The following is a 12,847-nucleotide window of genomic DNA, read 5'->3' as shown; positions in this document are numbered from 1 at the left end:
TTTAACCATTTTAAGACCACTAAATGTATCAATGTGCTAATTGATGACACGCCCTAACTAATGGTCTGCTATTTATTTATCAGTTGGCAGCTCATTATTAGATTGTTTATTAGCAGGCTGATCACTATCAGACTGTTCGTTATCTTCGAGCAATTCTTCTTCGAGCGGGTCATCATCGAGCAGATTAAAAGAGGATTCAATGATTTTGTTATCATTAAGCTGGTAATCGTACCAATTGCCCATCACACCAGCCAATTCATCGAGGCCTTCTTTTCTCAAGGCTGAAAATAACTGAATGGTACATTTAAGACCTAACTCTTTCAGTCTTTTACGGGTATTGAGTAAGGCATTTTTAGAAGCACCATACTTCAATTTATCTGCTTTAGTCAGCAAAATATGGACGGGTAGCTCACCCTCTTTGGCCCAAAATAGCATTTGCTCATCAAAGAATTTGAGCGGATGACGAATATCTGTCATCAGCACTAAGCCTGCTAGGCTTGAGCGTGATACCAAATATTCTTCCAATTCGACCTGCCATTCTTTTTTCATTTCCAGCGGCACGGCAGCATAACCATAGCCTGGTAAATCAACCAGACGTCTGTGCTTATCGCCAATACTAAAAAAGTTAATCATCTGCGTACGACCAGGGGTCTTGGACGAGCGCGCCAACTGCCGCTGATTGGTCAATGCATTAATGGCCGAGGACTTACCCGCGTTTGAGCGTCCTGCAAAAGCAACCTCTAACCCGACATCAGGCGGACAAAGGCGAAAAGTAGGCGCTGACGTCATAAACTCAGTTTGCTGAATTCGTTGGCGCGATTTGGTATTAAACACCGCATGTTCGGCGGCGACATCTGTGAACGGGGTACTCATAAATGGCTCATTAATCTGCAAAAAATTGGATACGGTAGTGAGAATTGGTGGTTGGCTAATCATCAAAGCGACGCATTAAATAGATAGAATACGAGTGGCTCTTGCTGACAACAATCGCTGTTTTAAACCAGTGACTATTCTATACTATTAACCGTCTTACTTATTGAAATTACGGTGATTAGTCTTATATAAATGACAGCATACCATTAAAGTGTAGTAGCGCTTAGCGAAAGTTTTCCTCGCATAAAAAAGCGTTACTAAAGTCAAACTCGATTCATGTATACTAAATTGACATATATTGTTACAATGTTTAATGAAAAACGTTTATTATAGTATTTAATTAAGTTGGTATTTAATTAAGCGTACGAAAAAATTAAGGAGGTGCCCTATGTCTGCAATCACCACACTTTTTACCAAAACTTGCCGTCTACTAATTGGCAGTGGTGCAGCGCTTGTCCTAACGACAGCCATGACAACCAGCGCCAGTGCTGCTGATATTGCCACAACCTACGACAATTCATGTGCAGCTTGTCACGATAGTGGCGCGTTGAATGCTATCAAAAAAGGCGACAGTGCTAAGTGGCAGCAGCTAATACAACAAAAAGGCATGCCAGCTCTAATTAACTCAGTCAAAAGTGGTATGACACAGATGCCAGCTGGCGGACTTTGTGATAACTGTAGCAATGATGATTACCGTAAACTGATTGACTACATGAGTAAATAACAGCTGCTGGATCAAAATTTTAGATAAAAGAAATAAAGCGCTTGAAGCACTCACTTCATGCGCTTTTTGTTTTTCAAGCAGCATCCTATAGTAGCGCTAATAGAAAAACCAGTGGTTACTACGATTAAGTAGGCAAATACTATAAAGTCTTGCTATAATAATCCAAAATAAACCCTGATGTTAGTAAGTACTTTCAGACTGTTTGTGACCAACCCATAAAATATATGCTGACTTCGCTATATAGTAGCGCGACGTATATCAATGTGCTTGTCGATGCAATCACTCTAAATAATACTTACGCCGAGTTAGTAGGATTTGTATCAATGAAAAAGTTAATCGCTGCTGCCAGCTTATGCGTTGCAAGTTTCAGCGTACAAGCTGCTATTGTTGTTCCCGAATATGACGTTAACGCTGGCAAGCAAATTGCAGAAACAGTCTGTGCTGCTTGTCATGGTGTTGACGGTGTCAGTGTGGTTCCTGCTCAGCCTAATTTGGGCGGCCAAAATGTTAAGTATCTCTATAAACAGTTGGTCAACTTTAAAGCCGGTTACCGTAAGAACGGTATTATGCAGTCGCAAGTGGCGAACTTATCACAGCAAGATTTGGCCAATGTGGCAGGCTATTATGCTAGCCAAGCGCCTTGGGGAGTTGGCTTCGGTAATCCGGCAACCAACCAAGAAGCGACCAAGCTGTTTTTAGGTGGTGACAAATCTCGTGGCATTATTGGCTGTGCAGGTTGTCATGGTCCAGATGCGGCTGGTAACACATGGGCAGCGTTTCCACGTTTAGGTGGACAACACTCTCAATATATCGCCACTCAGCTAAAACTGTTCCGTGCAGCTGGACGTGAAGATGACATCGATAGCGATGATCAAAAACGTGCCAATGATGCGGCAAAAGAAGGCGAAAAAGGTATGATGCAGACGGTAGCCTCTAAGCTATCAGATCGCGATATCCGTATTTTGGCAGATTATGTGAGTGCTGTTCACTAAGTGCAAGCATTCAGCGTTTGCTTCATAGCATACTGCCATTAAGCCGCTGATTACGTGTCAGTCATTATTTAGTTATTAAACCCCGATTTCGGGGTTTTTTTATAACTGCCAGTCCCTTATATTGTACATACCTTTATATTATATAGACGATTATAAGCCTACCTACAGATGCTTTTGCTTGGTCTGTATAATTATTAATTATCGTTATTCACTTTAGATCGTTTGGATTTAGATTATGATGACCCGCTATGCTTCTTATTTTATCGCAGCGCTGTTGCCACTATTGTTGTTTCGCTGGTTTGCACCTGCAGCCATTGGTGAAATTGACTTTTGGTTGCTTTGGCTCTTGGCAATGTTCTTGGTCTCACTGCCCGTAGTATATGCCGAGATTGCGCTCGCCTATCGTAGTGTCGATGCACCGTTCGCAGGTATGCAGAAACTCACTCGTGAGGCTGATGCCAGTCCATTATGGCGCAGCTTTGGTTGGTTGGCAGCGCTGGTTTCGATTGTTATTGCTGCGCTAGTTATATCAGGTGCTAGCACTGGTATTGTATCGGCACTTACTGACCTTAATAGTGCACCTGACGTCCCCAGCTTTGCGATCGCTGCGGGATTGATGGTCATTGCTATCTTATTAAGCTTACTCGGTGTTACGCCTTTACCGATTGGTTTAGGTTTAATGCTAGTAGGTTTGGTGCTAGGCGTTGCAAATGGTTTGCCAAATATTAATTTTGCGATGACTGGTATCAGCTTAGGTGAATGGGCGCGCGCGGTTGCTTTAGCGTTGGTCAGTGTGGGGGCAGGTACAGGGCTATATTGGTTCGGTCAACACTTATCAACCAAGCAAGTCGTCACAGCGGTAGATGTGAATAATATCAATGCACAAAAACCAGCACGCACTCGTGCCAATCAAGAATATCGTGCGAGCAAATTGGTATTGCCCATCTGGATAGTGCAATTGTTGGTTGGGATTGTGGCACTATTTATCAGTGGTATGGCATTACCACCGATTGGACAGCTGGTATATTGGCTAGGGGTGTTGTTTGTGGCCAGCTATTTGCTACATTATAGCGTACAGCAGTTAGCGCATAAGTTTGGGCTGTTGGCCAGCTTGGTGATCACTTTTGTGGTAGCACTGGTACTAGTCATCGCCATACCCACTATATGGCTGGTAGGTATACTGGTTATTATCAGTAGTATCGCGGTGTTGCTGTTGTCCATCTTCGCCGGTTGGCAGATGAAGATCAGTCATTTGCGCAAGTCTCTAAACTTTGGCAATGAAGCGTTCTATAATCTATGGCGGATAGCGATACGTCTGGTTGTACCAGTGGCGCTACTGTTGGCGTTGATAGGTTGGGTGATACAGTGGATAAGCTAATGACGGTTTATCTGGCGTATGCTGAAGAGGCAAAGCGTCAGCATTATCTGACGTTATCAGTCGCTGAAGGGACTACTTTGTACGAGGCACTCGCGCAAGCAGGCTGGTTGATGCAATTTCCAGCATTGGCAAGGTGGTGTGAAGAAGTGGAACAAGTGCCAACGCCAGCAGCTAAGCGTTGGCATGTAGGGATATATGCCCAAAAGCAGCCGCTCAGCTATCCATTGCAGCCGTTCGACCGAATAGAAGTCTATCGCAGCTTAAGCGCTGATCCTATGTCTCAGCGCAAAAGTAAGTCTCGAGGTTAATGGTTTAGCCGGACTATTATTTAGCTTAAGCATTATTAAGTCTGCTATTTTGAAATAAAGACACGCCCTAACAATCATTAAGCATAAATTTATAATCTGATTTATTGAGCAGGAAGGGTTTCAATGCCTTCGATGCGACTGACTAAGCCGTTGTCATCAAAATAAATGACCAAATGCTGGCTGGCATTTTTGACATCAGCGATGCCTTTGCGGCTGCCTTCTGTGCCTGCTTTGTAATCATAAATATAGTCCCAACGTTTAGGCTCCAGCGTGTCTTTAATCGCTGGGCTACCCAAAATATAGAGGACTTGGTTTTGATTCATGCCCACTTGCAATTTTTGAGCTTGCACTTGGGTAATGGCTGTCCCTTGAGGTAAATCAATTTTATAAACACTCAGTAATGAGCAGCCAGACATCACAACCGAGGCACTAAGCATACCGGTCATGACAATCTTGCGTAATGTACTTGCACGGCTTAACGGACGAAAATTTAATGTCTTTATCATGGTAAGATGACTCATAAAAAATGGATTAGGTACGGTCAAGGGGTGTTGGTGCTGGTCTTGCCGACAATCTTGGACAAATGATACGTCATTTACTTGCAATTGCCTACCACTTACGACATTATTTACCAAACACTACCTAAGGCATTGGATGTTTTATATTTTAAATTCATAGACTTGCGGTGACATCTATATGCCTTAACCACGCTAAAAATTTATGCAAGACAAGCTGGGCTACTGAGATTTGGATCTTTAGTATTTAATTAATAATAATCACTGGCGATTATTTACCTCATATTTTTTAGTTTTTATTTGCTAAGACTTAACAGTCAGAAGGGATATTATGGCTTCTTTTACCAATCAAGATTTACGTAAAGCAGGATTAAAGGTAACGTTACCGCGTATCAAAATTTTAGAGTTGCTTGAGTGCGCAGAGCTTCATCATATGAGTGCAGAAGAGGTGTACAAAGCACTGATTGAGCAAGGTGAAGATGTGGGACTAGCGACCGTCTACCGAGTACTGACGCAGTTTGAACAAGCAGGTATTGTTGAGCGCCATAACTTTGAAAATAATCTATCCGTGTTTGAGATCACTCAGGCAGAGCATCATGATCATCTGGTTTGTGATGTTTGCGGCAAGATTATCGAGTTCCATAACGAGCTTATCGAAGAACAACAACTCAAGGTAGCCGCCGATCATGGCTTTAAGCTATCGGGTCATTCTCTGGTGTTATACGGCATTTGTAACAATCAAGAATGTCGCGACAGCGCAAAATAATAGCCTTAAGAGCAGTTATTTTTGCAGACAGCTGCGGTATCACAATAAAAACAGCCCTCAATCATGAGGGCTGTTTTTATTGTGTGATTTGCTTACTTGCTACAGATTAGCTGACATCCAACGATAAGCTATCAGCACCTTCGTCTAAATTAGCCGTACCATTTTTACTGCTAAGTTTAATTTTGAGACGTAAGTCATTAGGAGAGTCAGCGTGGAGAATGGCTTCTTTATAAGTGATTTCGCCTTGTTCGTATAGATCAAAGAGCGCTTGGTCAAAGGTTTGCATACCGCTATCACGGGAGCGAGTCATGACATCTTTGATCTCGTGCACTTCTCCTTTACGGATATAGTCACTGATCAGCTGTGAGTTTAACAAAATCTCAATGGCTGCCCGCCGACCTTTACCGTCTGGGGTTGGAATCAATTGCTGCGCGATGATGGCCTGTAAGTTAAGCGACAAATCCATAAATAACTGATTGTGGCGACTGGTTTCAAAAAAATGAATGATACGGTCAATTGCTTGGTTGGCATTGTTGGCGTGCAAGGTGGCGAATACCAAATGACCAGTCTCTGCATATTGGATTGCATAACTCATGACCTCGCGGTTACGAATTTCACCAATCAAAATAACATCTGGTGCTTGGCGCAATGTGTTTTTTAGACCGGCCTCAAAAGAGTGGGTATCGATACCGACTTCACGCTGAGTAATAATACAACCACGATGTTTATGAACAAATTCAATCGGGTCTTCGATGGTAATAATATGACCGTGAGAATTTTGATTACGGTGACCGATCATGGAAGCCAGAGTGGTTGATTTACCGGTGCCGGTTGCACCAACCAATAAAATAATACCGCGTTTTTTCATGGCCAGCTCCTTCAATGCTGGCGGCAAGCGTAGTTCTTCAACGGTTGGAATTTTATTCTCAATTTTCCGTAAAATCATGCCCGCCATATCGCGTTGTATAAAGGCACTGACTCGAAAGCGCGCTTGCTGTGCTTCATCAGTAATGGCAAATTGACATTCATTTGTCTCTTTAAACTCTTTTTGTTGGCTTGGCGTCATTACCCCTTTGACCAATAGCATGGTTTGTTCGGCGCTTAGAGGCGTCTTACCAACGGGCAGAATTTTCCCGTTTATCTTCATGGAAGGCGCTACATCAGCGGTAATAAAAAGGTCGGAGCCATTTTTATTGATCATTAACTGTAATAATTTATCAATATCCATATCGTACCTGCATTCGATGTAAATCGATTAAAAATTGTCTAAAGTCCATTTTTAAAGATCAGTAATCATGACCATTAAAAATAAATAAGGTGCATAAAAAGGTCGCTGGCTATCAGTTAGTAGCTCTGATCAAATCAGCGCTACTATAAAAATGCATCGGGCTGCTTCGCATAAGGACGAGCAACGTCTTTGCTGATCGTGCCTTTTGTCACAAGATTTTTAAGCGTTTGATCTAGAGTAATCATGCCATCGCCGGCCCCTGTCTGGATAGCCGAATACATCTGGGCAATTTTATTCTCACGAATTAGGTTACGAATAGCAGGCGTACCCAGCATAATCTCATGCGCGGCAATTCGTCCGCCAGTTTGACGACGCAACAGAGTCTGTGAGATTACCGCTTGTAGCGACTCCGACAGCATGGCACGAATCATGTCTTTTTCTGCTGCAGGGAATACATCGATCACGCGGTCAATGGTCTTAGCCGCTGAGCTGGTGTGTAGGGTGCCAAAAACTAAGTGACCGGTCTCAGCAGCAGTCAAGGCCAGACGAATGGTCTCAAGGTCACGTAGCTCACCAACAAGGATAATATCAGGATCTTCACGCAATGCTGAACGTAGCGCTGGCTCGAAACCTAAGGTATCACGGTGTACTTCACGTTGGTTAACCAGACTTTTTTTAGATTCGTGGACAAATTCAATCGGGTCTTCGATGGTTAAAATATGCTCTTTACGGGTTTCATTGATATAATCAATCATAGCAGCGAGCGTGGTTGATTTACCTGAGCCTGTCGGACCTGTTACTAGGACGACGCCACGTTTGAGATCTGACACACGCTTGAACACCTCACCCATACCCAAGTCTTCCATAGTCAGTACTTTGGAAGGAATGGTACGAAAGACAGCGCCTGCACCGCGATTTTGGTTGAAAGCGTTGACCCGAAAACGCGCTAAGTTGGGAATCTCGAAAGAAAAATCCGTCTCATAAAACTCTTCAAAGTCAGCACGCTGCTTATCATTCATGATGTCATAAATCAGCTGATGCACGACTTGATGCGTCATCGTTGGCATATTGATGCGTGTCATCTCACCGTCGACCCGAATCATCGCTGGCATACCGGCTGAAATATGTAGATCTGATGCCTTATGTTTGACCGTAAAGCGCAGCAGATCTTCGATGCTTAGATTGTTTTTTTCAGCCATAATCAGGCATTCCTATCAATGAATAAGGGTAAGACAAAAAGAGCATAGCAGCAGGCTGTAAACGATAACCTTATCAATCATCCTCTGCTAGATCAGTTATTTAGCGATGAGCTAGGCTATGGTTGTTACTATTACTATTATCTTTAGTAGTGTATGTTAAACCATGTAACAATATCATAACAAGACTCTTGGCATTTAACCATCTACTAGGCTAAGAAAATGTAAAATTAGACAGTCATTTATTTATTGTGTAAATTTTGCTCATGGCAAAATTTTTATGAAATCTTTAAATAGTGCGATCAATAAAAATCAAAACAAACAATCGAACCATTTATCCTTGTGAGCTGTATATGAAAGATACTGAAAATAATTTTGATAAATTAAGCCTTATTGATAACTGGCAACAGGTCACACGACAAGTGACGCAGGCAGGTGAACAAGCCAAAGATACCGCATCAGACGAGGTCATTTTACTTGCGGTTTCTAAGACCAAGCCTGCCGAGATGATTGCTACTTTAGCTGAGCAAGGACAACGCCACTTTGGGGAAAATTATCTGCAAGAAGCCATCGAAAAAATCAGTACCCTAAAATCTCAAGCAATAGGCGAGTCTATTATTTGGCATTATATTGGTAGTATCCAACGTAATAAGACGCGTGATATTGCCGAGCATTTCGATTGGGTACAAACGGTTGAGCGCGACATCATTGCGAAGCGTTTGAATGAGCAACGTCCAAGCGAGTTGCCGCCATTGAACGTTCTGATTCAACTCAATATTGATAATGAAGACAGCAAGTCAGGGTGTTTGCCAGCGCAGTTACCGGAATTGATAACCACAATGAAAGGTTATGAGCGTCTGCAATTGCGTGGACTGATGATTATCCCTGCTAAAACCAACACTGATGCTTTTAGCCGCACCAAGCAATTATTTGAAGCCATCAAGCGTGACTATCCAGAATTAACTGGCTGGGATACGCTTAGTATGGGCATGAGTGATGATATGGCAGAGGCGATTGCCAATGGCTCGACCATGGTGCGAGTCGGCACCGCCATATTTGGTAGTAGAGGTTAGTGCATGTTGAGCTGATTAAGCCACTTCTTCGAGCTTAGTCACGAGTAGCTGGTTAATTTTGAGGTTATTAGTCGCAAGAATTTCAAAGCGATAATTGGCATATTCGATGCTGTCAGTTTTCTTCGGGATTTTGCGTAGCATATACACCATAAAGCCGCTAATCGTTTCGTAGTTCTGGCTGTGCGGTAGATTGACAATGCCAAGTGAACGAATCACATCTTCGATTGGGGTCATGCCGTCAATGAGCCAAGAGTTATCAGTACGCTGAACAATGGGCTGATCTTCTAGGGTGACCAGCTCGCCCATGACAATACTCATGACGTCTTTTAAGGTAATCACTCCAACGACCAGCGCATACTCGTTAATGATAACGGCAAAGTCAGCGCCGGTTGATTTAAACATCTCTAACACTTCAAACAAAGATAAAGTATCAGGCACAAACAGCGCCGGTTTTAACAAGGCCTTATTTGTTAAGCTGACCTCTTGTTGGTTAAGCACCAAGGCTAAAAAACTGCGTGACTCCACATAGCCAATGATATGCTCTAGATCATCGTCATGGCAGACCAAAAATTTATTATGTGGCTGTTTGATCATGACCTCAACCACTTGTTCCGTACTGACCTTGGTATCGAAGTAAACGATGTGTTCGCGTGGATTCATCACTGAGGTCACCGTGCGCTCTTGCATCTCAAAGATATTTTCGATCAAATGATGCTCTTGATGTTTAATCACCCCAGCTTCTGCACCAGCATCCATCACTGCGTAGATATCCTCTGACGTCATCTCATCTTGACGGACAGTCGATATACCCAATAAGTTAAAAATCAGGTTCGCTGCACCATCAAAGACCCAAATAATCGGTTTTAATATGAAAATTAAAAAAATCATTGGCCGCACAACTTTGATAGCAATCGGTTCAGAGTTGGACATGGCAAGACGTTTGGGCATCAGGTCGGCAAACAGCACAAAAACACTGGTGATTATGATAAATGACACAACAGAGGCGAGCGCTTCATGACCGAATAGACGCTCTAAATAAGGACTGATGGCTGATTCGCCGATAACACCTGCCAAAATGGCCACCGCATTGAGCGCGATCTGTACCACAGTAATAAAACTGCCAGGATGCTCTTGCATATTGAGAACATCAAGCGCGCGCACTTCGCCTTCTTTGGCCATCACTTGTAGTTTGATTTTTCGGGCGGAGGCTAGTGCTAGCTCGGAGCTGGAGACAAGGGCACTGAGCGCAATTAATAAAAAGATAAACACACCAGCAGTTAGCAAGCTCATGAGATACTCGGATAGAAATAGGTAGGGTAGTTAGGTTAAAAATAAAGGGTTCAATTTGTGGACGCGAAAAGATTATTTGTGAATGTTCAACACGTTCTAGTCAGAAACTAAAAAAGCTGGGCAAGCACCCAGCTAATAATTACAGATTGATTTTTGAACAAGGAGGTTGTCATTGTCTGACTTCTTTACGGTAGTAGTCAGACAATGGTTGCAACCTAGCCTTTTATCGACCATTTATTCACCAATGGATAACGACGCTCACGACCAAAGGCTTTATGGCTGATCTTCGTGCCAATTGGTGCCTGACAGCGTTTAAATTCGTTATTGTCGACCATTTGGATAACCTTGGCGACCAAGTCAGCATCGAACCCTTTATCTACGATATCTTGATAGCCCATGTCTTCATCGATATAAGACATCAAGATGCCGTCTAAGATGTCATAGTCAGGTAAGCTGTCCTGATCTTTTTGGTCAGGGCGTAGCTCGGCTGATGGGGGGCGGGTAATCACACGCTCAGGAATCACAGGCGTGTCTTCTAAACGGTTGCGATAGCTGGCCAGTTTATAAACCTGTGATTTATAAACATCTTTTAGCACATCGAAGCCACCTGCCATATCACCATATAAGGTTGAATAACCAACCGCCAGCTCTGATTTGTTGCCAGTCGTGATGACCAAATGACCAAATTTATTGGATAGTGCCATCAATACAACACCGCGCGCACGTGCTTGGATATTTTCTTCAGTGGTGTCCGCAGGTGATTTATTAAATAGCGGGGCAAGTGTATGACGAATACCTTCGACCGCATCAAAAATTGGACAAACCGTATAAGAAACATTTAGACGACGGGCTTGTGCTTGTGCGTCTTCTAGGCTGATTGGTGACGTATATTCATAGGGCATCATGACCGCATAAACTTTATCCGCACCCAAGGCATCGACTGCGATACACAGCGTTAATGCCGAATCAATGCCACCTGATAAACCGACGATAATGCCAGAGAATCCTGAAAGGTTGACATAATCACGCAAGCCAACTACCAGCGCTTGATACATCTCTGATTCGCGGCTGAGGGTCAAAGGTGCTTTAGACTGCGCATTGAATTTGGCAGTTTTGACATCTAAGGTGGCGAGTAGCAATTGGTTCATAAAGCGTGGCGCTTCGTGGGCAACGCTACCATCAGCTTGCACTGCCATAGAGCCACCGTCAAAGACCAAGTCGTCTTGACCGCCAACAGCATTGACATAGATGATGGGGAGGCCATTCTCACGGCTGCGTTTGGTCAGCATGGTTTTACGATTGTCTTGCTTTTCAATTTCGAAAGGTGAGGCATTTAAGCTGATGACCAGATCCGCGCCTTGCTTTTTGAGGTCAGAAATAGGGCCTTTCTCCCATAAGTCTTCACAGATGAGCAGACCAATAGTGATGCCTTTATAATCAAATAGGACTTGATTGCGACCTTTGTCAAAGTAACGGCGCTCATCAAACACGCCATAGTTTGGCAATATTTGCTTATGATAAAAGCCTTTTTGATGCCCATTATGCAGGATGGCTGCTGAGTTGAACGTGCCATGGTGATCGACGTGCGGATAGCCAACGATCATGACGATGTCATCGATATCACTTAAGCTAGATAAAGCGCTTTTGATGCGACCTGACAAGCTTGGACGCAGCAGTAAGTCTTGGGGTGGATAGCCCAATAGTGCGAGCTCTGGAAAGACAATCACATCAGCACCTTGCTCGCGAGCTTCTAGTGCCAGCGTGCGCATTTTTGCTGCATTGGCGGTAATATCACCGACCAAAAAGTGTGACTGGGCTAAAGCAAAAGTAACGCTGTCTTGGGTTTTAGTGGTCTTACTCGCCTCATTTGAGGCAGTAAGGTTAGGGTTATCATTGTCTTTTGACATTGTTATTGTTCCTATGAATATAGTATTTAAAATTTGGTGGATCAGTGTTGGTTTAAAATAAAAATTAATCCGAAATTACATCAAAGCATTGCGCGTCAGTCATGGTTTTTTTTACATTGTTTTTAACCGTGAGTTCGTATATCGAACTCGCATGATGCGTACAACGCTTGTATAAGCATCAATGTAATGCTTATATAGCAGACCCAAATTATGCTGCACTACTCTAAAAAACTAGACATTAACAGCGTTTAGAGAGGAAGCATAAAGAAGGGTTATGATAAAGGATGCGCTCTAATAATGACGAAAATAAATAAGGTCAAATTAAAGTAGCGGCACTTAAAATTTCAAAACAATTATTCTAGTATAACATTAATTGTTGATACTAATAGAACGCGCCAGTGATTTACCTTGCTAGATAGTGACTCATAAAGTGACAGCAAATAGTACTCAATGGTTAGGGCGTGTTGAACATTCGACCATGGCACTGACAGAGACTATTTTTTAGACAGTTCGACGTTAAAAACAGTAAGTTTAGTCATTCTAAGCGTCTACTTTTAACCATGAAATCTGAGACTGCCAAGGCACACAGGGGATAGG

The 12,847-nt window shown here is 43.0% G+C and carries 12 protein-coding genes; 6 read left to right on the top strand and 6 right to left on the bottom strand.

Annotation, left to right across the window (positions count from 1 at the left end):
• Positions 1-72: 72 nt before the first annotated feature.
• On the bottom strand, positions 73-873 hold the full coding sequence (gene yihA, locus RH96_RS00100) for a ribosome biogenesis GTP-binding protein YihA/YsxC (protein WP_037032861.1): 801 nt from the start codon (positions 871-873) through the stop codon (positions 73-75).
• Positions 874-1,261: 388 nt separating this feature from the next.
• Between yihA and RH96_RS00095 the strand changes: the two genes are divergently transcribed.
• The 4 genes from RH96_RS00095 to RH96_RS00080 all read left to right on the top strand — a co-directional run bounded on the left by RH96_RS00095 (position 1,262) and on the right by RH96_RS00080 (position 4,275).
• Complete coding sequence (locus tag RH96_RS00095; protein WP_010195760.1) at positions 1,262-1,597, top strand: c-type cytochrome; 336 nt, start codon at positions 1,262-1,264, stop codon at positions 1,595-1,597.
• A gap of 323 nt (positions 1,598-1,920) precedes the next feature.
• The gene (locus RH96_RS00090) at positions 1,921-2,589 is read left to right on the top strand and encodes a c-type cytochrome (RefSeq protein WP_010195758.1); all 669 of its coding nucleotides are present in this window, start codon (positions 1,921-1,923) and stop codon (positions 2,587-2,589) included.
• Between the two features lie 235 nt (positions 2,590-2,824).
• A complete protein-coding gene (locus RH96_RS00085; protein WP_010195755.1) occupies positions 2,825-3,967 on the top strand; it encodes a hypothetical protein in 1,143 nt (380 codons plus the stop codon).
• A complete protein-coding gene (locus tag RH96_RS00080; RefSeq protein WP_010195753.1) occupies positions 3,967-4,275 on the top strand; it encodes an RnfH family protein in 309 nt (102 codons plus the stop codon). The genes RH96_RS00085 and RH96_RS00080 overlap by 1 nt, the downstream gene beginning before the upstream one ends.
• Positions 4,276-4,376: 101 nt before the next feature.
• On the opposite strand, the gene RH96_RS00075 is transcribed toward RH96_RS00080, so the two are convergent.
• Positions 4,377-4,796 carry an outer membrane protein assembly factor BamE gene (locus RH96_RS00075; protein ID WP_051000695.1) on the bottom strand — a complete coding sequence of 140 codons (420 nt, stop codon included), beginning with the start codon at positions 4,794-4,796 and terminating at the stop codon, positions 4,377-4,379.
• Positions 4,797-5,121: 325 nt separating this feature from the next.
• On the opposite strand from RH96_RS00075, the gene fur reads away from it, so the two are divergent.
• Positions 5,122-5,556 (top strand): ferric iron uptake transcriptional regulator, encoded by a 435-nt coding sequence (gene fur / locus RH96_RS00070; RefSeq protein ID WP_010195747.1) that lies wholly within the window; start codon positions 5,122-5,124, stop codon positions 5,554-5,556.
• A 106-nt stretch (positions 5,557-5,662) separates the two neighbouring features.
• Here the strand turns inward: fur and RH96_RS00065 are convergent, their stop codons facing one another.
• Positions 5,663-6,784 carry a PilT/PilU family type 4a pilus ATPase gene (locus RH96_RS00065; RefSeq protein ID WP_010195745.1) on the bottom strand — a complete coding sequence of 374 codons (1,122 nt, stop codon included), beginning with the start codon at positions 6,782-6,784 and terminating at the stop codon, positions 5,663-5,665.
• A 143-nt stretch (positions 6,785-6,927) separates the two neighbouring features.
• Positions 6,928-7,983: a type IV pilus twitching motility protein PilT gene (locus RH96_RS00060; protein WP_010195743.1), complete on the bottom strand. Its 1,056-nt coding sequence runs from the start codon at positions 7,981-7,983 to the stop codon at positions 6,928-6,930.
• A 350-nt stretch (positions 7,984-8,333) separates the two neighbouring features.
• On the opposite strand from RH96_RS00060, the gene RH96_RS00055 reads away from it, so the two are divergent.
• On the top strand, positions 8,334-9,053 hold the full coding sequence (locus RH96_RS00055; RefSeq protein WP_010195740.1) for a YggS family pyridoxal phosphate-dependent enzyme: 720 nt from the start codon (positions 8,334-8,336) through the stop codon (positions 9,051-9,053).
• A 15-nt stretch (positions 9,054-9,068) separates the two neighbouring features.
• Here the strand turns inward: RH96_RS00055 and RH96_RS00050 are convergent, their stop codons facing one another.
• On the bottom strand, positions 9,069-10,343 hold the full coding sequence (locus RH96_RS00050) for a hemolysin family protein (protein ID WP_010195738.1): 1,275 nt from the start codon (positions 10,341-10,343) through the stop codon (positions 9,069-9,071).
• Between the two features lie 215 nt (positions 10,344-10,558).
• Positions 10,559-12,250, bottom strand: a complete 1,692-nt coding sequence (locus tag RH96_RS00045) for an NAD+ synthase (RefSeq protein ID WP_010195736.1) — start codon at positions 12,248-12,250, stop codon at positions 10,559-10,561.
• Between the last annotated feature and the right edge of the window lie 597 nt (positions 12,251-12,847).

The organism is Psychrobacter sp. PAMC 21119, from assembly GCF_000247495.1.
Taxonomy (GTDB): domain Bacteria; phylum Pseudomonadota; class Gammaproteobacteria; order Pseudomonadales; family Moraxellaceae; genus Psychrobacter; species Psychrobacter glaciei.
Note: the sequence above shows the minus strand (reverse complement) of the source record. Positions and strands in the feature narration are given on the sequence as shown.

Bases quoted from the DNA above. Each gene is read 5' to 3' on its own strand.
- RH96_RS00060 (WP_010195743.1), bottom strand. From the start codon at position 7,983: ATGGCTGAAAAAAACAATCTAAGCATCGAAGATCTGCTGCGCTTTACG.
- RH96_RS00080 (WP_010195753.1), top strand. From the start codon at position 3,967: ATGACGGTTTATCTGGCGTATGCTGAAGAGGCAAAGCGTCAGCATTAT.
- fur (WP_010195747.1), top strand. From the start codon at position 5,122: ATGGCTTCTTTTACCAATCAAGATTTACGTAAAGCAGGATTAAAGGTA.
- RH96_RS00085 (WP_010195755.1), top strand. From the start codon at position 2,825: ATGATGACCCGCTATGCTTCTTATTTTATCGCAGCGCTGTTGCCACTA.
- RH96_RS00090 (WP_010195758.1), top strand. From the start codon at position 1,921: ATGAAAAAGTTAATCGCTGCTGCCAGCTTATGCGTTGCAAGTTTCAGC.
- RH96_RS00065 (WP_010195745.1), bottom strand. From the start codon at position 6,784: ATGGATATTGATAAATTATTACAGTTAATGATCAATAAAAATGGCTCC.
- RH96_RS00050 (WP_010195738.1), bottom strand. From the start codon at position 10,343: ATGAGCTTGCTAACTGCTGGTGTGTTTATCTTTTTATTAATTGCGCTC.
- RH96_RS00045 (WP_010195736.1), bottom strand. From the start codon at position 12,250: ATGTCAAAAGACAATGATAACCCTAACCTTACTGCCTCAAATGAGGCG.
- RH96_RS00095 (WP_010195760.1), top strand. From the start codon at position 1,262: ATGTCTGCAATCACCACACTTTTTACCAAAACTTGCCGTCTACTAATT.
- RH96_RS00075 (WP_051000695.1), bottom strand. From the start codon at position 4,796: ATGAGTCATCTTACCATGATAAAGACATTAAATTTTCGTCCGTTAAGC.
- yihA (WP_037032861.1), bottom strand. From the start codon at position 873: ATGAGTACCCCGTTCACAGATGTCGCCGCCGAACATGCGGTGTTTAAT.
- RH96_RS00055 (WP_010195740.1), top strand. From the start codon at position 8,334: ATGAAAGATACTGAAAATAATTTTGATAAATTAAGCCTTATTGATAAC.